The sequence below is a fragment of the Pectobacterium versatile genome (genome assembly GCF_003932035.1).
Classification (GTDB): Bacteria; Pseudomonadota; Gammaproteobacteria; order Enterobacterales; family Enterobacteriaceae; genus Pectobacterium; species Pectobacterium versatile.
On record NZ_CP034276.1, the window covers coordinates 4029417 to 4053673 of the forward strand.

Here is a 24257-nt window from a genome sequence, read left to right on the forward strand (position 1 = left end):
ACCGTCAAATAACAAAAAACCGGCTATACCTTAGCCGGTTTTTTTGTTTACGCCGCGCGCCCTACTCTTTCCGCAGCTGGCTCGATATCCCTCAGAACGCCGACAGCATATCAATATGCGGAATGCCGTCTTCGTCGTATTCCTCACCGGTCGCCACAAAGCCGAACGCGCCGTAGAACGATTGCAGATGAGCCTGCGCGGACAGGAAAAGATGCTTTTGCGGCCAGTGGCGTGCGCAGGCAATCAGCGTGTGTTCCATCAACTGGTGCCCCAAGTGTTGCCCACGGGCATGCGGTGCGACAATCACGCGCCCAATCGTCACCACATCGTTGTTCGGATGGGGAGCAAGCAGCCGGGCGCAGGCGGCCAGCTTGCCGTCACGGTACGCCGTAATATGGCGATTGCCGTCCACCAGATCGCGACCATCAATATCCAGATAGGGGCAGGTTTGCTCGACCACGAATACCTGATTGCGCAGCGCCAATATGTCATGCAGTGAATACACGTTAAGGTCTGCCACATCCCAGTCATGCCATATCAAACTCATACCTTTCCCCATTACACAATGTGTTCATTACACGATACGTTTATTCTTTACCTGCGCCGACGGAACCATCGCGGCGCTTAGCCAGAATCAGCCATGCCCACAGCAGCGCAATTGCCAGCGCAAACAAGACGCCAAAGCCAATCCCAATGGTGATGACCGACACACCCAGTTTCACCACCAGAGAATAGAGCCCCAGCATTAACAGCATAGCGCCGTTCTCACCCAAATTCTGTACGGCGATCGCATTCCCCGCACCGACGCTGGCCTTCCCACGTTCCTGCAACAGCGCGTTCAGCGGGACAATAAAGAACCCACCCAGCGCCCCCAGCAGAATCAGCAACGAGTAGGCGCTCATGAGGTTATGCTGAAGCGTGAAAATCACCACTACCACGCCGATGAGGAACCCCGCAGGCAGGCAGCGCCGTACATTATCGAGCGTCACCAGCTTAGCGGCCGCACCCGCACCCGCCACGATGCCCACGGCGACCATCGCGTTAAGCAGCGTCGGCGTGGCATTGTCGGTTATGCCGAGCGCATGCGGCACCCACAGCACCAGCAGAAAGCGCAGCGTCACACCCGCGCCCCAGAACATACTGGTCCCAATCAGCGACAGCCTGGCATCACCATCGCGCCACAGCACCCGACAGGCGGAAAAGAAGCTGCTCACCATCTGCACCGGATGCCACGGCTGCCCCGGTCGTGCCGCGTTGAGACGAGGAATCAGCATATTCGCCCCCAGCGCTATGCCGTAAGCCACCGCACAAACCGACAGCGCCCCGTAAATGTTCCAGTCCGCCAGCACGCCGCCAGCGACGGAACCGGTCAGGATCGCCGCAATCGTCGAGGCTTCCATCAGCCCATTGGCCTTGACCAACTGATCGCCACGCGTGATCTCACCCAAGATGCCGTATTTCGCCGGTGAATAAGCGGCTGCACCAATCCCCACCAGCGTGTACCCCAGAAACGGATTCCCGCCCACGCAAATCAGCAGCGCACCCGCCAGCTTCAGGGTATTGGCGAACATCATCACCTGCCCTTTGGAGAAGCTGTCCGCAATTTGCCCGACAAACGGTGCCAGAATGATGTACGCGGCGACAAACCCCATCTGCAAAAACGGCTGGCTCCAGTCGGGATACACCAGCTGTTTGATCAGCGCTAAGGTGGCAAACAGCAGCGCGTTATCACCAAACGCGGAGAAGAACTGCGCGATAATCACCGCGCTCATACTGCGCGACAGCAAAGGCGTCGCAGGTTCAGTCTGTTGACTCATGCATTCGACTCCGATGCGTTAGTGACGGACTCTTCGGCCATCTGGCGCAGCGTGACAAAGTCAGGCTTGCCGCTGCCGAGTAACGGTAAGGCTTTCACATAGCGAATATCACGCGGCACGGCCAGTTCCGGCACGCCGCTACTGCGAGCCTGTGCAAGCAGCACGTCACGGGTAATCTGGTTGTCCGTCGTAAACAGCACCAGCGCCTCGCCTTTGCTGCTGTCACTTTTCGCACTGGCCGCATGCTGCGCTTCCGGCGAGATCTTCACCGCCAGCTGTTCTACGCTTTCGAGCGAGACCATCTCCCCCGCCAGCTTGGCAAAGCGCTTCACGCGGCCAATGATGGTGCAGAAGCCTCTTTCATCCAGCTCGACGATATCGCCCGTGTCATACCAGCCCTGCTGCAACTCGCCCTGGGCATTTTCTGCCGCAGGCGCTTCAAGTACGCCGGGGTTTTCCACCCGCAGATAGCCTTTCATGATATTCGGCCCACGCAGTTGCAGACGACCACCGCGCGTAATGCCCGGAACCGTAATCAAGCGCGATTCGATTTCCGGCAACAGCTTGCCGACAGAATGAATTTTCGTCGCCATCGGCACGTTGATCGCCACCACCGGCGCGCACTCAGTCACGCCGTAGCCTTCCAGAATGCGGATACCAAATTTGTCCTGCCAGACCTGACGCGTGGTTTCAGACAGCTTTTCCGCCCCAGCAACCACGTAGCGTAAACGAGCGAAATCATACGGATGGGCAAAGCGCGCGTAGTTGCCTAAGAACGTTGATGTCCCAAATAGCACGGTGCAGTTCTGGTCATAAACCAGCTCCGGCACAATGCGATAGTGCAGCGGGCTGGGATAGAGGAACACGCGAGCGCCCGTCATCAGCGGCGTTAACAGCCCCACCGTCAGGCCAAACGCATGGAACAGCGGCAGCGCGGACATAAAGCGGTCGCGCGGCGTGAAATCCGCCACCGTACGAATCTGCTCAACGTTCGCCAGCAGGCTGTCATGGGAATGCACGACGCCTTTCGGATTCCCCTCGGAACCGGAGGTAAACAGCACGATGGCTGCATCGTCAGGTTTCTGCGGCAGCATCGCGCGGGCAGGAAACAGCAGATGGAACAGGATCCATAGCTTATCGGTCAGCGTCACGGTGTCTTTCAAATCTTCCAGATAAACCCAGTTGGCCTCGCTGACCTGCTTCGGTAGATCCGTCAGCTTGCCCTTTTCCAGAAACTGGCGAGACGTGACGATGGTTTTGATCCCCGCCGCTTTCATCGCGCTTTGTAGCCCTTTCGCACCAGCGGTGTAGTTCAGCATGGCAGGGACGCGGTTACGTAGCGATGCGCCCAGGATGGATGCCGCGGTAATGGTCGCGTTGGGCAACAGCATGCCGACATGTTCATCGACGCGGGTGAAGCGCTGCAAAATGCGCGATACGCCCAGCGATTTTTTCAATAAGCCCTGGTAGCTGTCTTCATTGAATGAGATATCCGCAATGCTGGGGGAGGAGCTCCCGTAACGGGTTCTCGCCGCCAGAAAAGCCTGATACAGCGTGTGCTGCGGGCGCGTATCCATCCGCGCTTTCATCATAATCTGGTGTAAATGCTCACCGGCCAGCGCACGGCGTTCTCTGGCACTGCTGGCTTCCGGCATCGGCAACGTGGTCGGTGGCAAATAGGTGATCGTAATCTGCGGGAGGCAGCGGCGTTTAAAGACGCCAGCCAGCCGACCAAACGGCGTGAACTCTGCGCCATCAATGCGCACGGGGATAATCGTTGCCCCCGATTTCGCCGCGACAAACGCCGCGCCGCTGTAAATCTTCATCAGCGATCCGGTGACGCTGATCCGCCCTTCCGGGAAAACCACGACGGGCTGCCCGCGTTCGATCACTTTGATTAACCCTTTGATCGCCAGCGGCTTGGCGGGATCTAACGGTACGAAATCGATGTAAGGCTTCAGCCAGCGCATAAACCAGCGATCGGAAATGGAAGAATACACGGCAAAGACGGGTTTTATCGGTAAGAATAACGCCAGCAAAACACCATCAAGGAACGAGACGTGATTCGGGGTGATGAGCAATTTGGATTGCTGAAACTGGCTGCTGTCGCCCTCGATCCGGATGCGGTACAGACGCTGGAACACCCAACGTAACAGGGTATGAATCATGCCTTCTCCCAATAGACAGATAAACGGGCAGCTTGCTGAAGCGCAAAAACCACCAAGCGATACGTCAAAATACTACATACACACCATACTTCAAGCGACGGGTACGCGGCTGAACGCGAAGATTGCCGACGGCACAGCATTCACATCGCATTAAAATGGCTGGAAATAACGAAAGCGGGAAATTCAGGCAAAAAAAAACCTACGCATCCGCGTAGGTTGGTGTAATCAAATGGTTTCAATGTACAGAGCACATCGATATATCACCAATCAATACCTCTGGGACTTGTAACTCTAAAGATCGCCGCTTCGCTTCACCAGCGATGAATCGAAAGAGTTATTCTATAAGTGCAACCAACTGTAAGATTCTGGTGAATCATGTAAGGCAGCCGCCTTTTAGCGCGTTTTTCTAGCTTGATAGCGACTGGTGATACAGGCGCACGGACTTATCTGGATAGTCCAGTCCATCGCCGATATAACGCCAGCCGTGTTTTTCGTAATAGCCGCTAAACGTGGCGAACAGATAAAGATCGTCGAAGCCCTGACGGCGGCTGAAATCCAATACGTGCTGTTGCAGCGCGATGCCCAGCCCTTTATCACGCTGGCTTTCTTCCACATACAGCGATGCCAGCCAGGGCGTCAGATCCTGTCGGCTGATTAAATCGCAGCGCCATAATCCCACCGTCCCGACTAAACGCTCGCCCTCCAGCGCGATAAACGTCAGCGGCAGCGCCTCTGGGTTCAGGCTATTGCGCACCACGCTGGCAAAGAATTCACGGCTGTTCTGGCTGCCGAACGCCTGCCATATCCAGTCAATCACCTGCTCTTGATGCTGAGGATGATCCGCCAGATAAACAATCTTCACCTTAGTAAGGTCTGTCATCGCTACACCAGCTTCCCTTGAAAAATCGGTACAGAATCAAACAAATAGCCGTCAAACTCCGGCGCATCGGCGTCAGAGATTTCCATCAGCGTATTTTTGACATTTTCGAGGTGCTGCCACATGGCCTGATAAGAACCAGACACATCGCGACGCCGCAGTGCCGCCAGAATAGCCTGATGATCCGCCAGCCATTTCAGGCGATAGCCCTGCGTCCCGACGTGCGTATAAAGCTGCTGCCAGAGCGCGTTATCGTCACGGCACGCCCAGATATTGCTGACCGTTTCCAGCAGCATCTGGTTTTGCGTCGCACCGGCAATTTGTAGATGGAACAGGCGATCGAAATCGCCACGGTAATCTTTTACGGCAATCGCGGCCTGCTCTTGTTCCAGCGTCTTACGCAGGTTTTCGATATCCGCCCGCGTTGCCATACGTGCCGCAAACGCCGCAATGTTGCTTTCCAGCAACTGACGAGCCTGTAGCATTTCAAACGCGCCAATATGGTTTTTGCCACCGTCTGCCGCGTCGTCTTCATCAGGAATACGCAAGACATAAACCCCGGAGCCTTGACGAATATCGACTGTGCCTTCCAGTTCAAGCATCAGTAGCGCTTCGCGCACTATCGTCCGGCTAACGCCATAGGTTTCCGCAATATTGCGTTCAGGAGGAAGGCGCGATCCGACGGGATAATCCCCTGACTGAATCTTCTGGCGTAAATCACAGCCGATTTCCTGATATTGCTTCTTCTCTTGCAGAACCACATCCTTCGCCACGCTTTCACCCTACATGCACTGTCGCCCTGAGTGCGGGCGTCAGGCCCGCTCTGATTTTGCCCGTCATACGTCAAGCTGCAACTTGAATGATGACGGGCACGTCTCCAGCCACGTACTGACGTGGCGGTGGGGCATTAGTTTACCAAACTCAGCGCCTGATCCAGTACTTTTGCGCCATTTAATGTGCCGTAGGCGACGGGGTCGATCACCGCGATAGGAATCTGGTAGCTGTCCGTCAGCTTTTTATTTTCGTTAAGCTTGAAGCGCACCTGCGGCCCCAGTAGAACCGCAATAATATCGCTGCCGAACTCCTGCAACTCATCCCGCAAATTTTGCTCTGGGATCGCGTAGATCTTAAACGCCATTCCCCGTGTTTCCGCTTCCTTCTCCATCTTGGTGACCACCAGTGAGGTCGACATTCCTGCTGAACAGGCCAGTACGATTCTTTTCATATTCCGTTCCTCATTTTGGTTATCTGCACCTATTTCTCTTCATCATCCAGCGTCAATTCAAGCCGACGTGTGTCGTGTAGCTGACGAAACCAGGCGGCGGATTTTTTCGGCCGCCGTTGCCGATCCTGTTCCAGATCGATTTCGATCAATCCGTAGCGGTTTTTAAACGCGTTCATCGGCGAGACGTTGTCGGTAAACGCCCACAGCATGTAGCCGCAGCAGTTTGCCCCCTCTTCCTTCGCCTTCAGCGTCCAGTAAAGGTGCTCGGCAATAAACGCGATGCGGTAATCGTCCTGAATCACGCCCGCATCGTCTTTAAAGCGCGCTTCGTTCTCGATACCGATACCATTTTCCGCCACAAACCACGGCGCATTGCCGTAGTCGCGCTCTATGCGTTTCGCCATGTCGTAAATGATTTTGGGATTGATCTCCCAGCCACGCGAGGTGTTCATCCGACGCCCCGGCAGCTCAAAGTGCTCGTAGTAATAGGCCGGGTGGAACGGTGTCTCCTTGTTCCATTCACGGCTGGGCGCTTTGACCCGATGCGGGTAATACAGGTTGATCCCCACCTCATCGACCGTATTATCCCGAATGATCGCCAGCTCTTCTTCCGTGTAATCCCACTTCACCTGATGCTGTGCCAGTAGTGCCATCAGTTCCGCCGGATATTCACCTTTTAACGCCGGATCGAGGAAAACCCGGTTATAGAACAGATCGTAAAGGTGCGCCGCTTTCACATCGTGCGCCGCACGGGATCGCGGATACGTGACTTCGGGATTGAGGATCACGCCGATCGAGCCGCCATTCTGGTGATAGCCCTGCTGCCGAAACCGCTGCACCACTTTTGCCGTCGCCAGATTTTTATGGTGATTCCACTGCATCCACGTGTGCGTGTTCTGCTCATAAGGGTAGCGTAGCGCGTCCAGATAAACGCGCGTCTGCACCACAATCGGCTCATTGAAGGTAAACCAGCGCTTCACTTTCCCGGCATAGCGGGCGAAAACCGCGTCGGCGTACAGCACAAACCACTCCACCACCTGCTTTGATGACCAGCCCTGATACTTCTCCAGCAGGCAAGCGGGCAGCTCGTAATGTTCAAGGCAGATCATCGGTTCGATCCCCTGCCGGTGCATTTCATCCAGCAGGTTATCGATGTAGGCCGCGTACTCCTCATCGACGATGCCTTTCTCATAGTCCAGCATAAAGCGTGACCAGTTGATCGACGTACGATAGTGCGTCAGCCCTGCCAGCTTCATCAGCGCCACGTCTTCCCGATAGCGATTAAAGAAATCCGTCGCTTTCGCCGGGCCGTAGCCGTTATGCCAAACCTGACGATCCTGCTTGTACCAGAGATCCAGATAGGAATCCTGCCCGGCTTTCTTGCCGCTCCATCCTTCCGTTTGCCATGCCGATGCCGCCGCGCCCAGAATAAAATCCGGTGGAATAGTCAGTGCAACCTTACTCATGCGTTACCTCTCTTCTCGTCCGTTTCAGGCTTTTTCCGCTGCGGACTGCTTTTCTGCTTCCAACTGCGCCAGTTCAGCACGACGGGACGCCACTTTGACAAACGGCAGATAGATCAGCATCGCGACGATGATGCATACGATCTGTGTAGCGACGGCTCCCATCGATCCCGCCGTCGACAGCCAGGCGTTAATGATCGGCGGCGTCGTCCACGGCACCATAACCACGGCTTTGCCCGCAAAGCCCATGCTGGTGGCGAAATAACCAATCGTGCCCGTCACTAACGGTGTGATAATGAAGGGAATAGCCAGAATCGGGTTGAGCATAATCGGCATACCAAAAATTACCGGCTCATTAATATTGAACACGCTGGGGCCGAAAGAAATTTTGGCGATCTCTTTCATCTCTTTGCGTTTAGAGGCAATCATCACCGCCAGCAGCAGGCCAATGGTCAGGCCGGAACCGCCGATGCTCATGTACACATCCCAGAACGGCATAGTGATAATGTTCGGTATCTCATGCCCCTGCTCGAACGCGGTCATGTTGACGGCAATCGCCCCCAGCAGCAGCGGTTCACGAATCGGTTTAATCATCTGGTTGCCGTGAATCCCGATCACCCAGAACAGCTGAGCGACAAACATCAGCACCAGTAACCCAGGCAGGCTCTGCACCACAGATTCCAGCGGCTGCTGTACGACTTTATAAACGGCGTCATACAGATACATGCCCGTCACGCGGTGAAACACAAACCCAAAGGTGGCAATCGCAACCACCGTGATGATGGAAGGAAACAGCGCAGAAAAAGAGGCGGCGACGTTGGGCGGCACGCTGTCCGGCATTTTAATCTGCAACCGATCAATATTTTGTAGCTTGGTATACATCTCGACCGACAGGATGGCGATGAACATCCCCAGAAACAGGCTTTTGGTATCGGAGAACTGTTTCGCCAGCACGTCTTTCACCACCATCATCTGCCCGTTGACGGCCATTTCGATCGTGGTTGGCGTGACGGCAATAAAGCAGATCACCGCAAGCAGACCGGGAAACAGCCCGCGTGAACCGTTAATCTTCCCAAGCTCGATACCAATCAGGAAGACGGCACCGATAGTCAGAAAGCTGAGCGTGGCGTAGTTAATGCCGCTCATAATCGGTTTAAGTTCAGCCAGAAACGAAAATAGGGGAAAACTGGCCAGACCATTTTTCGGGTCCATCACCATGTTGGAAATCAGAACGGAAAACGCCCCGACGATAATGACAGGCATCAGCGTAATAAAGGATGCCTTAATCGCCATAATGTAACGCAGACTGTTAAATTTATTGGCAAAGGAGCCCAATGAATCAATCAGTTGGTCCTTAAATGACATAACACCACCTCTTTCATCATCATATTGTTATATCGCGTGTGACACGCGGGATGGCCGTTACGCGCAGGGTAAATGCAGGTACCGCGCTTTCGCGTTTGGCATACCAAAAATCAACCATAATGAATTATTTTTCTGTGACATGATTCTCACAAGACGATATTGGAATTCCAATATGATGAAAATGTGATTTTTGGCATACCATAATTTCTCAGCTACATAGATTGTCAGCCACATAAGTTATCAACCAACTTGGGCTGCTTTCCTGACTGCGATAAGGAAACCTACGATGAAAGACACAGAAAACATTCCTGCATTCGATATGGAACAAACCGTGATGGAACTGCTGATTAATGCGGGTGAAGCGCGCTCAAACGCCATGATGGCCATTCAGGCGGCACGCCAACGGGAGTGGCAACAGGCTGACGATCTGCTCGCGGCGTCACAAGAAGCGGCGCGTGCGGCTCATCGCGTTCAAACACGGCTGATCGGTCTGGACGAAGGGGAAGGCAAGGTGCCCGTCAACCTGATCATGGTGCATGCGCAGGATCATCTGATGACCGCCATGCTCTGCCGGGATTTGGCAGAAGAGATTGTCTTGCTACGCCGAGAAATGGCTGCATCACAAAATTGACAAAAATCTGATTGAGAAACGAACATCAGGCGTTAAATCCAACAATATGCCTGTGGTAACATGCCATATGATGTTCGTAACAGGGATGAATAGGCGTTTTTAGCCCGTCATCATACTCAATTAAGGTGCAGCGATGAAAACCATGCTTGAGGTGGCAAGACGTGCAGGCGTGTCTAAAGCGACCGTCTCCAGAGTGCTAAACGGCACGGGTCAGGTCAAACAGGCAACACGCGATGCCGTATTTCAGGCAATGGAGGAGCTAGGCTACCGTCCTAACTTTCTGGCGCGTTCGCTGGCTCGTCGTACTTCAAACAGCATTGGTCTCGTTATTTCCAATTTTGACGGCCCCTACTTTGGCCGCCTGTTGCGGCGTGCGGCGGATATCGCGGAAAGCAACGGCAAACACCTGATCGTCACCGACGGGCACGATACGCCGGAAGATGAGCATCGTGCGGTGCAGCTTCTGTCTGACAGACAATGCGACGCCATTATTCTCTATACCCGCTATATGTCCGAAACGGACCTCATGACGCTGCTCGACACGCTGACTATTCCGATGATCGTGATGAATCGCGATCTGCCACAGGCACGGGAACGCTGTATTTTCTTCCGCCAGCAGCAGGCCGCATTTGACGTAGTGAATTACCTGATCGAACAGGGCCACCGTGAGATCGCTTTTATCACCGCCCCCATGAAAACGCCGACGGCACAGGCGCGGCTCGCGGGTTATCAGCAGGCATTAACCACCCACCAGATCGCGCTTGAACCACGTCGGGTGGCATATGGCACCAGCATGGTCGCCAGCGGCTATCAGGCTGCACGCCAGTTGCTGGACAGCGGCGTCAGCTTTAGCGCGCTGTTTGTCAGCAACGATCACATGGCGATTGGCGCGATGAAAGCGCTGTACGAGGCGGGAAAAAAATTACCGCAGGATGTCTCCGTCTTCGGTTTTGACGATGAGCCCTGCGCGACCTATCTGCACCCTTCGCTTTCCACCGTCTACATGCCGATTGAAGAGATGGCCGCCACCGCGATTACGCAAGTGCTGGATCTGATTGCGGGCAAGGACGTCAACCCGCTACAGCCCTTCACCGGAGAGCTAAAAATCCGCGAGTCGGTACAGAAAGGGCCGTACTACGCTAAGTAAAGCTCACCGTAAAACTGCGTCCCGCGCAAACAGCCTGCACGGGGTTCGCCTCTTTAGCCATGTTCAATCAACATCACCGCGCTCGTATCCGCTTCCAACGCGTCAAACAGGTGCGGGACATCCGCCGAATAACTGATGTAATCCCCCGCGCTCAGTTCAACGGGCTGTGTGACAGGCCCGATTCTGGCGCGGCCGCTGCTCAGAATCACATGTTCTATCGTTCCGGGCATATGCGGTTGCGAGATTCTAGCCTCGCCCGGCTGCACCTTAAGCCGATAGATATCACGCTGCACGCCAGCCGGACAGGCAGCCAGCAGCGTCGCGGCATAGTTTGCCTGCTCCGAATAGGTGGCTGCGCCTTCATTAGCTCGAATCACCTGTACGTGCTGACGAGATTGGCCAATCAACTGGCTGACCTGCACGTCAAGTGCCATCGCCAATGCCCAGAGCGTTTCCAGGCTCGGGTTGCCGATCCCGGTTTCCAGCTGTGAAAGCGTTGATTTAGCTAGCCCCGCACGCTTTGCCAGCTCGGTGACTGACAGGTTTAACCGCTCACGCTCACGCCGAATAGAGACAGCCAGCCGTGCGATAGGCGTGGCAACCTGCATACCCTCTTGTGCGCCATTTTCCTGATTATCGATCGTCATAGCGTTCACCATAATGTCCATTTGTTCGACTTGACGAACAAATGGTTTGTGTTCATTATTTTGTCCTGTTGTTCATTATAAAAAATTTTGTTCGCTATAGCAGCACACTTTTCACACTGACAGGCAGGAAAAAGAGATGACACCCCAGACGCGCGGCACGATAGAAATGACTATCGCGATGATCATTTCCGGTACGGTTGGCTGGTTCGTTTTAACGGCAGGACAGCCAGCCATGACGGCGGTCTTCTGGCGCTGCGCGTTCGGCGCATTGACGATGTTAATCGTCTGCGGGCTATTGGGCTTGCTGCGGCGAGGCATCATTAGCAGAAAACAGGCTGGCATTGCCGTACTCGGTGGTCTGGCGCTGGTGCTCAACTGGACGCTGCTGTTCGGTGCTTATGCACACGCCTCTATCGCCGTCGCCACCGTGGTTTATCACACACAGCCCTTTATGCTCGTGGGGCTAGGCGCGATCTTTTTCAGGGAAACGCTGACCCTCAACAAAACCAGCTGGTTACTGTGCGCCTTTGGCGGCATCGTCCTGATCGTCAGCGCCCAAACGGGGGCCGACAGCGATAGTAACGGTTATCTCTCTGGCGTGCTGATGGCATTGGGTGCGGCATTCTTTTATGCCATTGCAGCCGCGATAACGAAAAAGCTGTCAGGAATTCCGCCGCATGTGCTTGTGCTGATACAGTTGCTCGTTGGCGTTGTGGTTCTTGCGCCCTTCGCGGCAATACCTGCTTCTCCTACGGCTTCACAGTGGGGAATGCTTGTGGCGATTGGCGTGATCCATACCGGCCTGATGTCGACGCTCTTGTACAGCGCGATCCAGAAGATCCCGACCGCGCTGGTTGGCGCACTGTCGTTTATCTATCCCGTTATCGCGGCGCTGGTAGACTGGGCGACTTTTGGGCATCGGTTGGATGCCATGCAGCTTGCCGGGGCGGTCGCAATTCTGCTGTCCGCCGCCGGAATGACGTTCGGCTGGCGCATCACGTTCTGGGGGAAAAGCAGAGCGCTTCTCCCCTGATACCACCGAATAAAACCGATTAAAGCGCTTCCAGCGCCAGCAGCTCGTCCAGCGTCTGACGACGGCGAATCAGGCGCGGTTCGCCGTTTTCAAACAGCACTTCCGGCAGCAGCGGACGGCTGTTGTAGTTAGAAGACATGGATGCACCGTACGCACCGGTGTCATGGAACACCAGATAGTCGCCAACCTGCGCATCCGGCAGCGCGAACGTTTCCACGCCGCCACCCGCCTGCTGGGTAAACACATCGCCGGATTCACACAGCGGCCCAGCAATCACGCTGTCGCGCAGCGCGGACTGGCTGATATCTCGACCATCGCCCGGCAGCAGAGAAACATGGTGATAGCTGCCGTACATCGCCGGACGCATCAGATCGTTAAATCCGGCATCGACCAGCACAAAGTGACGGCTTCCCATCGATTTTATCGCCCGAACTTCCGCCACCAGCACGCCAGATTCCGCGACCAGAAAACGTCCCGGCTCGATTTCCAACGTTACCGGATGGCCGAGGTGCGCAGCAATTTTCTCGCGCGCCGCGTTCCACAGCCCGTAGTAGTGTTCAGTATCAATCGCTTCTTCGCCGTGGCGATACGGAATAGACAGCCCGCCGCCCGCTGAAATCGCCTCGATATCCTGACCCAGCTCAACGACCTGCTGCACCATCGCCTCGCACACCTGTTCCAGATGGCCGTAATCAACGCCGGAACCAATGTGCATGTGAATTCCCACCAGCTTCAGTTGATAGCGCTGAATGTGTGCCAGCGCCAGCGGCAAATCGCCGTACCAGATACCGTGCTTGCTGTTCTCGCCGCCGGTGTTGGTTTTCTGGCTGTGACCATGACCAAAGCCTGGATTCACACGCAGCCACACCGGATGCCCCGGTGACTGCTGCCCGAGCTGTTCCAGCATATCGACTGAACCGGCGTTCACCGGAATGTTCAGTTCGGAAACGCGTTGCAGCGTCGGGCGATCCAGCAGATCGGCGGTAAATACGATCTCATGCGCATCGGTGCCCGGTACAAACCCCGCAATCAGCGCACGCTCGATCTCACCCAGCGATACCGAATCCACTTTCACACCCTGCTCACGCATCAGGCGCAAAATATGCGTGTTGGAACACGCCTTCTGCGCGAAGCGGATCGTGTCGAACTGGCGCAGTTGGGCGATGCGGCTAACGATGGTTTGCGCATCATAGGCCCAAACCGGACAACCAAAGCGGGCAGGCAGTTCACGCAGGCTTTGTGCGTTCAGAGCATGGGTTACGTCATTCAGATCGTGTGGCATAAAAGTTACCGAGTTTCAGGATTAAAGGTGATAGGCAATCACTATAAAAAGTACCCAATGGGTACACAAATATCGTTTTAGGCAGACTCTATTCATTTCTGATATGGTTTATAAAATAAATGAAGGAGGCGACATGGCGGCAGTATCCCTACGACACATCGAGATTTTCCATGCAGTCATGACCACTGGCAATCTGACAGAAGCAGCAGCGCTGCTGAACACCTCGCAGCCGACCGTCAGCCGCGAGCTGGCCCGCTTCGAGAAACTGATTCAGATGACGCTATTTGAACGGCTGCGCGGCAGGCTTTACCCTACCGCACAGGGGCTACAGCTGTTTGAAGAAGTGCAGCGCTCTTACTATGGACTGGATCGGATCATCAACGCCGCCAGCGATATTCGCCGTTTTCAGCAGGCACAGCTTTCTATTACCTGTCTGCCCGTGTTCTCACAGTCACTGCTACCCAACGTCTGCAAGCCGCTGCTGGCGCGTTATCCACTGCTTAATCTGCACATCATTCCGCAGGAATCGCCGCTGCTGGAAGAGTGGCTGTCTGCCCAGCGCCACGATTTGGGCCTAACGGAAAACAGTCTCACGCCAGCCGGTACCGAGCGGCAAACGCTGATGTTACTCAATGAAGTGTGCGTGCTGCCTGCCGGACATCCGCTGGCGCAAAAAGCGGTGCTCACGCCGCAGGATTTTGCCGATGAACCCTTTATCAGCCTGTCGAGCGCCGACAGCTATCGCCAGTTGCTGGACAAGCTGTTTCAGGAACAAGGTGTGTCGCGCCGGATGGTGCTGGAAACTCACAGCGCGGCGTCAGTGTGTGCGATGGTGCGGGCGGGCATTGGGCTGTCCATCGTTAATCCGCTCACCGCGTTGGATTATGCCGCCTCCGGCGTGGTCGTGCGGCCTTTCAGCATCGACGTACCTTTTACGGTCAGCCTGATTCGTCCGCTGCACCGCCCCGCTTCGGCGCTGGTCGATACCGTGATTGATCAACTCAAGCAGTACGCCGCCGGCGTGCCTTCACGTCTGGAGCAGGTCTTGCGGCAGTAATATTCCGGCCTTGGTTCGGCTCACTTCACCGATTACAGCGCTAACGCCCGCCAGCGAGGATCGTGAGCAAACCATTCCACCAGAAAATCCAGCAGGATACGCAGCGCGGCAGGCATTTGGCGGCGCGAGGTGTAAATACCATAAATCCCCATCGCCTGCGGACGGTATTCCGGCAACAGCGCTACCAGTTGTCCGCTGGCGAGATAAGGCGCCACCGAATAGCGCGGTTGCAGGGCGATGCCCGCGCCTTCCAGCGCACCGGCCAGCAGCACCAGCGATTCATTGCCGCTCAGGTTACCGCTAACGGGAATCGTAAACTTTTCATCACCGCGGGAAAAATGCCACAGGCTTTTGCCGAAATAGGTGTAGGTCAGGCAGTTATGAATCGAGAGATCGGTCAGCTGTCGCGGAATACCGTGCTCATTCAGATAAGAAGGCGATGCACACAGCACCGACTCACAGCTTGAAAGCGGTCGGGCGATCAGATTGGGATCCAGTTCGTTGGTAATGCGCAGTGCCAGATCGATACGTTCCTCGACCAGATTCACCGTTCGGTTATTCATTTGCAGGTCGATAGCGACCCGAGGATGCCGCCGCAGGAAGGCCGTTATCGCCATACCGAGCGCGCCCTGCGCCAGCGACTGCGAACAGCCGATGCGCAGCAAACCGCTTAACGTGGCATCGTCGGTATCGGCCTCGACGCGCATATCCGCCGTCAGCGCTAGCATCTCCCGACAGCGCGCCAGCGTTTTTTCACCGGCATCCGTCAGACTCAGCTTACGCGTGGTGCGGTGCAATAATCGCGCCCCCGCCCACGTTTCCATCTCCGCCAGATAGCGCGTCACCATTGCCCGAGACATATCCAGCGTGTCCGCCGCCGCGATCATGCTACCGCGGTCTATAATAGTCACAAACACTTCGGCTGCCGTTATACGATCCATAAATTAGTCCGTTTTATGCAACAAACAATTGCCAGTTTTGCGGTTTTTCGTACGATTAATGCAACATAACATGAACCCACTTTCTGTCATACCTGTGGAGTATCACCATGTCTAAATCTATCGCTTTTACCGTATCTTTACTCGCTGCATCGCTGGGCCTGGCTTCTGCTGCTAACGCTGCCGAGTTAAAAATCGACGTGTTTAATCCAGGTGAAGCCAGTGTATTCCCTGTTTCCTCTGAAATTATCAGCGGCGATAAAGAAGTCGCCCTGATCGATGCGCAGTTCCAGCGTAACGATGCTCAAACGCTGGTTGATCGCATCAAAGCCACCGGAAAAAAACTGACCACCGTTTATATCAGCCACTCCGACCCTGACTACTATTTCGGTCTGGACGTGATTAAAGCCGCGTTCCCAGACGCTAAAATCGTTGCGACCCAAGCCACCATCGATGCGATTAACGCCAGCAAAGACGGCAAAGTGGCACACTGGGGCCCAGTTCTGAAAGAAAACGCGCCGAAAGAGATCGTCGTTCCTCAAGCGTTGGAAGGCGATAGCTTTACCGTTGACGGCAAAAAACTGGAAGTGAAAGGTCTGAAAGGGCCAACGCCGGATCGCACGTACGTCTGGATCCCTTCTCTGAAAGCCGTTGTCGGTGGTATTCCGGTGTCTGCCAACATCCACGTCTGGCTTGCCGATACCCAAACGCCAGAATCTCGCGTTCACTGGCGTGAAACGCTGAAATCCATTGAAGCGCTGAAGCCAACCACCGTCGTGCCGGGTCACTTTATCGCGCCAACGGATTACACCTTGAAAAACGTGACCTTTACGCTGCAATATCTGGATACGGTGGAAAAAGAGCTGGCAAAAGCGAAAGATTCTGCCGAACTGATCGCAGCAATGAAAAAACACTACCCGACGCTGAAAGAAGAATCGGGTCTTGAACTGAGCGCCAAAGTCCTGAAAGGTGAAATGAAGTGGCCACAGTAAGACTGCATTACATTTACGATCCGTTGTGTGGTTGGTGCTACGGCGCCGCCCCACTCGCGCTGGCCGCGCAGGAGATTGACGGGCTGGATCTGATCCTCCACGGCGGCGGTATGATGACGGGCAGCAATAGCCGCACCATAACCCCAGAGTGGCACGATTATGTGATCCCCCACGATCGCCGCATTGCGCAAATGACCGGGCAGACCTTCGGGGAAGCCTATTACGAAGGGCTGCTGCGCGACACCAGCGTCGTGCTGGATTCCGCGCCGCCAACAGCCGCCGTACTCGCTGCGGAAGCGATGGCTGACAAAGGCATGGTGATGCTGCACGAGATCGAGCGTGCGCACTACGTTTCCGGGCTAAAAATCGCCGACACCGCCGTGCTGCGTCAGTGCGCGGAAGCAATTGGTCTGGATGGCGATGCTTTCAGCACCGAGTTCGCCTTTATTCAGGCTGAAACGCTGTCAAAACACATCAGCGCTAGCCGGGAATTACTGGCGAAAGTGCGTGGGCAAGGCTTCCCCACTTTTGCGCTGGAAGACGCCAACGGGAATTTCCAGCAAATCCCGGCGGCAAACTACCTCGGTCAGGTAGATGCATGGCACAAGATGCTGACACAGATGGTCAGCCACGCGATCGCATAAGCATCCGCATCAACCTTCATAAGGGAGCACGCCAACGGCCTGCTCCTTTTTTCGTTCCCGATACTGTCTGTATCTCGTCCCCTTAAACCGTTAAAGTATCCTCTTCTCGATAAACCAGTACGCGGCGGCGTTATAAACGTGATGGTTTACTTATTGCGTCGTAACCGGCGCTTTTTATTATTAAAAATGTGAAGGATTGCACATGAAATTTATTTCATTACTTTTTGTCATCGCACTCTCACTTATCCTGCCAACGGCACACGCCGTAGCCAGCGACGTTGAGAATAAAACACTCGCAGAAATGCAGCAGCTAGCGAACAACGGTAATGTGGACGCACAGTTGGCGCTGGGCGACATGTACTATGACGGTGACGGCATAGAAGAAGATTACGCGCAAGCCAAAACGTGGTACATGAAAGCGGCAGGGCAAGGCAATGCCTACGCACAATTGATGCTGGGTGACATGTACTATAACGGTGACGGCGTAGAGAAAGATTATGCGCAAGCAAAAGCGTGGTACACGAAATCCGCGGAGCAAGGCAGTGCTGAAGCACAATATGAACTTGGTACCATGTATTTTGACGAAAAAGAGTCAGCTAAAGCGATCTCATGGTTTAAAAAAGCGGCCGAGCAAGGCATGCCTGACGCACATTTCGACCTGGCTGTAATGTATCTAAATGGAGTGGGTACTCCGGTAAATGCCAGAGCGGCGTTTACGCATTTTAAAGATGCAGCAGAACAAAATATGCAAAAAGCACAGTTCATGACCTCAGCAATGTACGCTGACGGCATTGGTGTTAAGAAGAATGACTCTCAGGCCTATTTTTGGTTCTCGGTATTCAATCGAAACGAAAAAGATCTGGAATGGGGCTCAATCCCAGAGATCCAAAAAGCCATTCAGATACATGAGAAAAGAATACAAGAAATTGAGAAAAATATGTCGCAAAGTGAGCTTCAGGAGTCTAAACGCTTACAGGACAAATTTATTAGTAAGCATAACAATAGGGCTTAGTAACGCACTATATTACTAATAGTAAATTGCTGACGTGGTCGCTTAGGCGACCTTTATGATAACCGATGGATAAGGAGTGTAATAAATTATTTAAAATTTCAATCCACACTCTCCTGTTGAGATCATTTACATGAATATAATATACCCAAGCGATTACTTTGATAGTTCCAAAGTAGATGAGATTTTTGAGGCAGAGTATAATTCTGCAAAGGAAAGCGGATTATCATGCATATTACTATCAACACAGCATGCATCAGATGGAAAATACAAGTTTTCCAAGTATTTTGAACCAAACGCATCCGCCATTTGGCGCGGCTGGATGCTCAAATCTGATGAATATAAAAAATTGAGCGATGCAGTGAATCAGAATAGCAGTAACATGCTCGTTTCTTTAGAGGATTATCTCTCAAGCCATCATATTACGGGATGGTATAACTCATGCAAGAAATACACGCCAGAGACCATTTTCTTAAATGAAGATGATAACGTCGATCAAATTACTAACCAGCTAAAATGGCCAGACTATTTCGTTAAAGACTATGTTAAATCGCTAACCACATCCAGAGGATCTATCGCTAAAAACGCTGAAGAGATCCGAGAAATAATAGCCGCCATTAAGCAATTTCGTGGCGACATTGAAGGCGGGATTAGCCTGAGAAAGGTTGAAGACATTATAAAAACTAGCGAAAGACGCTATTTTTCCTTTAGAAATAACGTGTGTTCCTCTGACGGCATTGTTCCTGATATTGTTGTTGAAATAGCACAACCTATCAGCTCACCCTTTTTCTCGATTGATATGGCTGAAAACGCTTCTGGTGAACTTCGCCTGATAGAAATTGGTGATGGGCAAGTCTCTGATACCAAAGAATGGAACGTCGACAGGTTCATTCAACTATTTCTTAATACTTAGCGAAAAGCGTCATGAATCCCATTTATTGATGCCAGGTTATCGCGCACGCGGGACACCCGTTTCCTAGCCCAGGGTAAGATAGCGATCAGCCACAGCCCGCTCCCTGTGCTATAGTCGGCACCAGCAAAGATAACCTCAGACAACACCGCCAGACACACACGAAACGATGACTGACAAACCATGACCGACGTAAAATCAGGTACACACAACACGGTATCCACCGACACCCGCGCTTCTCGCCTTAACCGCTTCTCCATCGCGCCGATGCTCGACTGGACCGATCGCCACTGCCGGTATTTTCTTCGCCAGTTGACTAGCCAGACGCTGCTGTATACCGAAATGGTGACGACGGGCGCGATTCTTCACGGCAAAGGCGACTATCTGGCCTACAGTGAAGAAGAACATCCGCTGGCGCTACAGCTTGGCGGTAGCGATCCGCAAGCGCTGGCGCAGTGTGCCAAACTGGCAGAACAGCGCGGCTATGATGAAGTAAACCTAAACGTCGGCTGCCCGTCTGACCGTGTACAGAATGGCCGTTTCGGTGCCTGCCTGATGGGCGAAGCCGCACTGGTGGCAGACTGCATCAAGGCGATGAAAGACAGTACCTCAATCCCGATTACGGTGAAAACCCGCATCGGCATTGACGATCAAGATAGCTATGAATTCCTGTGCGACTTTATTCAAACCGTCGCCGAACGCGGCGAGTGCGATACTTTTATCGTCCACGCGCGCAAAGCCTGGCTATCAGGCCTTAGCCCGAAAGAGAATCGCGAAATTCCACCGCTGGATTATCCGCGCGTTTACCAGCTCAAGCGCGATTTCCCGGCGCTCATCATCGCCATCAACGGCGGCGTCAAAACGCTGGAAGAAGCCAAAACGCATTTACAGCATCTGGACGGCGTAATGATGGGCCGTGAGGCGTACCAGAATCCCGGTATTCTGGCGCAGGTCGACCGTGAGCTATTTGGCATCGACGCCACGACACCGGATTTGGCTGGCGTGGTACGAGCCATGTATCCCTATATCGAGCGCGAACTCTCTTCCGGCGCATCATTAGGCCACATCACGCGCCACATGCTCGGCATGTTTCAGGGCATCCCCGGTGCGCGTCAGTGGCGACGCTATCTGAGTGAAAACGCCCACAAACCCGGTGCCGACGCGGCAGTGGTAGAACGTGCGCTAGCGCTGGTTAATCTGGTTTAAAAAACACTAACAGTTAGTATTTTTCATCAACACTCTTTCATTTCTCTTCCTCATGCTGCTGGTAAATCAATCACTTACCAGCAGCACATCTTGGCACGATTCTTGTTATAGCTTATGTAGCACGCAGAACCTTCTCTTCCCTGCGTAAGATACGGTTTAACCGCTACAGGAGCGCACCATGTTGGAAATTTTCTTCGTTATTGGCTTTTTTATCATGCTGATGTTGACGGGCGTGTCACTGCTGGGCGTGATTGCTGCACTGTTTGTGGCGTCCCTTTTTATGTTGATCGGTGGGCTGTTTAGCATCGCGATAAAGGTACTGCCGTGGCTGATCTTGGCCGTCGCGGCGGTGTGGCTGTGGCGCAAATTTAGCGGACGACCTGTCTACAACTCGCACCGCTATACCTATCGCAAATACACGTATCGCCAGCGCAACGGGAATGAGTGGTAATGCCAGAAAGGGAAAAAACTGGGTTACACGAAAATGAGTTGCGCACGCAAATGACGGGCAAAGCCGTATTTAACACCGACTTATTTTAGTACGTGTTTTAGTACGGTCTGTTTTAGTACAAAAGTGTGCGCCAGCAGATATTTTTTCCCTGATGTGGCTGCTAGGATGGCGCCACAGTTTGACACCCCATAGTTGTTTAAAGGGTGAACAAACTAAACTGGGTAAATAAAACCTGGTGGCAAGCAAGCCACACGATTTCATCGTCGTCAGGGAAATAATAGCCGCACAGCGGCACTTTCGTGACGATCACCACGCTGTACCCTACATACAGTCTGATGAAATTAGCGTAACGGCCAAGGCTTTTCTGGCAATCATACCGACTCTTAACGAGTCGGTATGATTGTCTGGCTTAACCGCCGTCCTCCCTGACCTCAGCACGTTCACTCACACCCCACATCCAGCGTTGCTATTGCAACGGTTCGCGCTTGTATAGCTTCACGCGAAAACCGGATGGCGACATCGTAAAAGCAAAATTCTCGGTGACGTCTGATGCAGGCTGCTGCGCCTCGACGCGGAACCCGCTACACAACGCGTGAAACCCCAGTTTAATTTCCATTAATGCCAGCGACCGTCCGGGGCACATCCGCGGCCCACCGCCGAAAGGCTGGAGATCGGAAAAAGAGGCTTTTCCGCGTTCAAGCCACCGCTCAGGCACGAAATCATAGGGCTGTTGAAATAACGCGTCGTCAAACCCGCTCGCACTCAGCATCAGCAACAAAGGTGTGCCTTTTTTGATCAGGAAATCATCAATAACGGTGTTCTTCGTTGGCTCAAGATACAGCAGAGGCGCAACGGGCTTGAGCCGCATGGATTCATACATCACGGTGGTGAGCCAGGGCATACGCGGCAGCGGCCACGGGAGGATAGCCCCAGCACCATCAGTTGCCTCTTTGCACTCCTGAAAAACGCACTCTTCTACCGAAGGCGACGAACAAAGCAGAAAACTCATCCAGGTGAGCGTATTTGCCGTCGTGTCCTCCCCTGCAAGCAGAAGCGTAATGGCATTCGCCATAATATCGTCGTCTTTCAGCGTCCCGTCTTTTTTCTGCTCGGCGAGCATCACTTGCAGCATGTTTTCAGGCGCATCCATCAACTGCGGATTTAGCTGGATGCGCTTACGCTGACGATAAATGAAGCCATCAAGGTACTCGCGAATCAGGCTCAGGCTCGCATCAAACTGCTTATCTCGCGCCGTCCTGATGAATCGCCAGAAGGGAAACAAGGCGCTGCTGCGGGCATTAATCATGGGGAATAAGTGGCGTAAGCTTTGCGATAGCGGGTTTTCGCCCTGTTCGAGCGTATTCACGTCCTCGCCGAAGGCCAGTAATGACGTGATATCAACCGTATAGCGCTTAAACTCCTCTACCAGAGCGACGCTCTCCCCGGTTTCAGCCAGCAGCGTAAAACGGTCAGATAACCGGGAAGTCACCTTCCTGAGAAGGGGATAGAAATGCTTCAAATGAGCGGGCTGAAACATCGGCTCCGTCAATTTGCGCTGATGTTCCCATCGTTCTCCTTCCGATGAAAAAACACCGTTCACCCCAGCTTCCTGAAACACGGATTCAATGCTGCTGATTCGCCGAAATTCGTCGGGGCGGGATTTCATAATGCTGCGAATACATTCAGCGTCGGAAATCACTATCGCTGACGTGAGCCCCAGCCTTAAGCGGTAAAAGCGACCATACTGTGCTTTCCACCGCAGCATCTGTAGATGAACATCACTTCGTTTTAAGTAATCAACATGCCCGAGAATGCTTCGGGTTGGGGGCATTGGCAGCAGTTTGATGGATCTCATACTCACATCCTTCTTTAGTGTGTTCAAAATCAGGCGAGAATTCGCCTGTGAAAACAACAATCGAGATAGCGAAGAGGTAAAGAGAGAACCATTTTTGAAAAAATACCGTGGAACCTATGCTCACAGCCAAATGCAATATGCGCGATCGACGCTGCTTATTGGGATTGATATACGGCGCAGACAACGAGCAAGGCACAGAATCTGAATGACTGTCTTACTCTATTTTTCGTCAAATCCTACAGAGGGGTGTTTAAAAAACAAACAGTGCGTTTTGGTTTTTTTGTTAAGAAGTAATACCGTAGGCAGCCCTTTATCCTGTCTGGAAAAAGAACGGCGGGAGAAGCGAGGTTATCGCCAGAACACGATAACCTCATTGAGTGATTAGCCCGGAATTAACAGGCAGGAGCCCTGCGTGCTGCGGCTTTCCAGTGCCCGATGGGCCGCTTGCGCATCCGCCAGCGCGAATTTCTGGTTCTGCGGCACGTCTACCGTAATCGCCCCGCTGGCGATCAGTGAAAAGAGTTCATTGCTGGCCTGCTCGAGTTCGGCGCGGTTCGTCACGTAACCAAACAGCGACGGACGCGTGACGTACAGCGAGCCTTTCTGGTTCAAAATACCCAGATTAACACCGGTCACCGGCCCAGACGCATTGCCGAAGCTGACCATCAATCCGCGACGACGCAGGCTATCGAGCGAGGCTTCCCAGGTATCTTTCCCAACCGAGTCATAGACGACGTTCACCTTCTGCCCATCGGTCAGTTCCGCGACGCGCTGTGCAATATTCTCGGTACGGTAATTAATGGTCGCCCAGGCACCCGCCTGTTTTGCCCGCTCCGCTTTCTCATCAGAACCCACCGTTCCGATCAGCTTCGCCCCTAGCGCCTTCGCCCACTGACAGGCAATCAACCCAACGCCACCCGCCGCCGCATGGAACAGGAAGACTTCATTTGGCTTGATTTCATACGTCTGGCGCAGCAGATAGTAAACCGTCAGCCCTTTCAGGAAAGAGGCCGCGGCCTGCTCAAAGCTGATGGCATCCGGTAGCAGCGCAACCTTCTCCGCTACCACGTTATGCACTTCGCTATACGCCCCTAACCCAGACTGCGCATAAACGACGCGATCGCCGACCTTCAGCACGCTAACCCCTGCCCCGACTTTCGTCACGACGCCTGCCGCTTCGGTTCCCAGACCGGAAGGTAGGTCAGGCACTGGATACAGGCCGCTGCGAATATAGGTATCGATAAAATTAATGCCGATGGCGCGGTTCTCAACCTGAACCTCTCCCGCTGCGGGGTCGGCAGGCGTAAAATCCACATATTGCAGAACCTCTGGGCCACCATAAGCTCGGAACTGAACGCGTTTTGTCATGTTATCTCCTTAATCGTGACAGGTTCGTTGTCTCTCTATAATACGTATACCCTAAATAATTCGAGTTTCAGGCAGGCGGCAAGCGAAGGAGTCCGATGAGCTTACTTGAGTAAGTGATTCGGGTGACTGAACGCAACCAACGCACATGCAACTTGAAGTATGACGGGTATAT

The 24257-nt window shown here is 53.6% G+C and carries 23 protein-coding genes; 10 read left to right on the forward strand and 13 right to left on the reverse strand.

Going from position 1 to position 24257, the window contains the following annotated elements:
* Nucleotides 1–91: 91 nt before the first annotated feature.
* The 8 genes from EIP93_RS18290 to EIP93_RS18325 all read right to left on the reverse strand — a co-directional run bounded on the left by EIP93_RS18290 (nucleotide 92) and on the right by EIP93_RS18325 (nucleotide 8915).
* Entirely contained in the window at nucleotides 92–547 is a 456-nt protein-coding gene (locus EIP93_RS18290) for a GNAT family N-acetyltransferase (RefSeq protein WP_039487998.1), read from the reverse strand.
* Between the two features lie 40 nt (nucleotides 548–587).
* Entirely contained in the window at nucleotides 588–1817 is a 1230-nt protein-coding gene (gene lplT / locus EIP93_RS18295; protein WP_125233084.1) for a lysophospholipid transporter LplT, read from the reverse strand.
* Nucleotides 1814–3985, reverse strand: a complete 2172-nt coding sequence (gene aas / locus EIP93_RS18300; protein WP_125233085.1) for a bifunctional acyl-ACP--phospholipid O-acyltransferase/long-chain-fatty-acid--ACP ligase — start codon at nucleotides 3983–3985, stop codon at nucleotides 1814–1816. The genes lplT and aas overlap by 4 nt, the downstream gene beginning before the upstream one ends.
* Nucleotides 3986–4391: 406 nt before the next feature.
* The gene (locus EIP93_RS18305) at nucleotides 4392–4865 is read right to left on the reverse strand and encodes a GNAT family N-acetyltransferase (protein WP_116361663.1); all 474 of its coding nucleotides are present in this window, start codon (nucleotides 4863–4865) and stop codon (nucleotides 4392–4394) included.
* A gap of 2 nt (nucleotides 4866–4867) precedes the next feature.
* A complete protein-coding gene (locus EIP93_RS18310) occupies nucleotides 4868–5635 on the reverse strand; it encodes an FCD domain-containing protein (protein WP_039277965.1) in 768 nt (255 codons plus the stop codon).
* A 134-nt stretch (nucleotides 5636–5769) separates the two neighbouring features.
* On the reverse strand, nucleotides 5770–6087 hold the full coding sequence (locus EIP93_RS18315) for a PTS sugar transporter subunit IIB (RefSeq protein WP_039277967.1): 318 nt from the start codon (nucleotides 6085–6087) through the stop codon (nucleotides 5770–5772).
* Nucleotides 6088–6116: 29 nt separating this feature from the next.
* Complete coding sequence (locus EIP93_RS18320; RefSeq protein ID WP_116361662.1) at nucleotides 6117–7553, reverse strand: glycoside hydrolase family 1 protein; 1437 nt, start codon at nucleotides 7551–7553, stop codon at nucleotides 6117–6119.
* 24 nt (nucleotides 7554–7577) lie between these two features.
* Nucleotides 7578–8915, reverse strand: coding sequence for a PTS sugar transporter subunit IIC (locus EIP93_RS18325; RefSeq protein ID WP_039277974.1), 1338 nt, complete (start codon nucleotides 8913–8915; stop codon nucleotides 7578–7580).
* Between the two features lie 286 nt (nucleotides 8916–9201).
* On the opposite strand from EIP93_RS18325, the gene EIP93_RS18330 reads away from it, so the two are divergent.
* Together EIP93_RS18330 and EIP93_RS18335 are read left to right on the forward strand one after the other, a co-directional pair.
* A complete protein-coding gene (locus EIP93_RS18330) occupies nucleotides 9202–9546 on the forward strand; it encodes a PTS lactose/cellobiose transporter subunit IIA (protein WP_039488009.1) in 345 nt (114 codons plus the stop codon).
* A 133-nt stretch (nucleotides 9547–9679) separates the two neighbouring features.
* Entirely contained in the window at nucleotides 9680–10693 is a 1014-nt protein-coding gene (locus EIP93_RS18335; RefSeq protein WP_103861781.1) for a LacI family DNA-binding transcriptional regulator, read from the forward strand.
* A 53-nt stretch (nucleotides 10694–10746) separates the two neighbouring features.
* Here EIP93_RS18335 and EIP93_RS18340 read toward each other — a convergent pair whose 3' ends face one another.
* Entirely contained in the window at nucleotides 10747–11301 is a 555-nt protein-coding gene (locus EIP93_RS18340; RefSeq protein ID WP_039542205.1) for a helix-turn-helix domain-containing protein, read from the reverse strand.
* 175 nt (nucleotides 11302–11476) lie between these two features.
* On the opposite strand from EIP93_RS18340, the gene EIP93_RS18345 reads away from it, so the two are divergent.
* Nucleotides 11477–12373 (forward strand): DMT family transporter, encoded by an 897-nt coding sequence (locus EIP93_RS18345; RefSeq protein WP_125233086.1) that lies wholly within the window; start codon nucleotides 11477–11479, stop codon nucleotides 12371–12373.
* A 19-nt stretch (nucleotides 12374–12392) separates the two neighbouring features.
* Here the strand turns inward: EIP93_RS18345 and lysA are convergent, their stop codons facing one another.
* A complete protein-coding gene (gene lysA, locus EIP93_RS18350; RefSeq protein ID WP_125233087.1) occupies nucleotides 12393–13655 on the reverse strand; it encodes a diaminopimelate decarboxylase in 1263 nt (420 codons plus the stop codon).
* 133 nt (nucleotides 13656–13788) lie between these two features.
* Here lysA and EIP93_RS18355 point away from each other — a divergent pair, with 133 nt between their 5' ends.
* Nucleotides 13789–14712 (forward strand): LysR family transcriptional regulator, encoded by a 924-nt coding sequence (locus EIP93_RS18355; RefSeq protein ID WP_125233088.1) that lies wholly within the window; start codon nucleotides 13789–13791, stop codon nucleotides 14710–14712.
* Nucleotides 14713–14744: 32 nt separating this feature from the next.
* Here EIP93_RS18355 and EIP93_RS18360 read toward each other — a convergent pair whose 3' ends face one another.
* Nucleotides 14745–15653: a LysR family transcriptional regulator gene (locus EIP93_RS18360; protein ID WP_103972263.1), complete on the reverse strand. Its 909-nt coding sequence runs from the start codon at nucleotides 15651–15653 to the stop codon at nucleotides 14745–14747.
* 107 nt (nucleotides 15654–15760) lie between these two features.
* On the opposite strand from EIP93_RS18360, the gene EIP93_RS18365 reads away from it, so the two are divergent.
* The 6 genes from EIP93_RS18365 to pspG all read left to right on the forward strand — a co-directional run bounded on the left by EIP93_RS18365 (nucleotide 15761) and on the right by pspG (nucleotide 20862).
* Nucleotides 15761–16642: an MBL fold metallo-hydrolase gene (locus EIP93_RS18365; protein ID WP_039545662.1), complete on the forward strand. Its 882-nt coding sequence runs from the start codon at nucleotides 15761–15763 to the stop codon at nucleotides 16640–16642.
* A complete protein-coding gene (locus EIP93_RS18370) occupies nucleotides 16630–17286 on the forward strand; it encodes a DsbA family protein (RefSeq protein ID WP_125233089.1) in 657 nt (218 codons plus the stop codon). Before EIP93_RS18365 ends, EIP93_RS18370 begins: the two co-directional genes overlap by 13 nt.
* Nucleotides 17287–17488: 202 nt before the next feature.
* On the forward strand, nucleotides 17489–18298 hold the full coding sequence (locus tag EIP93_RS18375; RefSeq protein ID WP_103972265.1) for a tetratricopeptide repeat protein: 810 nt from the start codon (nucleotides 17489–17491) through the stop codon (nucleotides 18296–18298).
* Nucleotides 18299–18428: 130 nt separating this feature from the next.
* On the forward strand, nucleotides 18429–19208 hold the full coding sequence (locus EIP93_RS18380; protein ID WP_125233090.1) for an ATP-grasp domain-containing protein: 780 nt from the start codon (nucleotides 18429–18431) through the stop codon (nucleotides 19206–19208).
* Between the two features lie 180 nt (nucleotides 19209–19388).
* The gene (gene dusA, locus EIP93_RS18385; protein ID WP_125233091.1) at nucleotides 19389–20411 is read left to right on the forward strand and encodes a tRNA dihydrouridine(20/20a) synthase DusA; all 1023 of its coding nucleotides are present in this window, start codon (nucleotides 19389–19391) and stop codon (nucleotides 20409–20411) included.
* A gap of 178 nt (nucleotides 20412–20589) precedes the next feature.
* The gene (gene pspG / locus EIP93_RS18390; RefSeq protein ID WP_010279209.1) at nucleotides 20590–20862 is read left to right on the forward strand and encodes an envelope stress response protein PspG; all 273 of its coding nucleotides are present in this window, start codon (nucleotides 20590–20592) and stop codon (nucleotides 20860–20862) included.
* A 466-nt stretch (nucleotides 20863–21328) separates the two neighbouring features.
* On the opposite strand, the gene EIP93_RS18395 is transcribed toward pspG, so the two are convergent.
* Both EIP93_RS18395 and EIP93_RS18400 read right to left on the reverse strand, forming a co-directional pair.
* Nucleotides 21329–22717, reverse strand: a complete 1389-nt coding sequence (locus EIP93_RS18395; RefSeq protein WP_125233092.1) for a cytochrome P450 — start codon at nucleotides 22715–22717, stop codon at nucleotides 21329–21331.
* 381 nt (nucleotides 22718–23098) lie between these two features.
* Nucleotides 23099–24085: a quinone oxidoreductase gene (locus EIP93_RS18400; protein ID WP_103861790.1), complete on the reverse strand. Its 987-nt coding sequence runs from the start codon at nucleotides 24083–24085 to the stop codon at nucleotides 23099–23101.
* Nucleotides 24086–24257 lie beyond the last annotated feature (172 nt).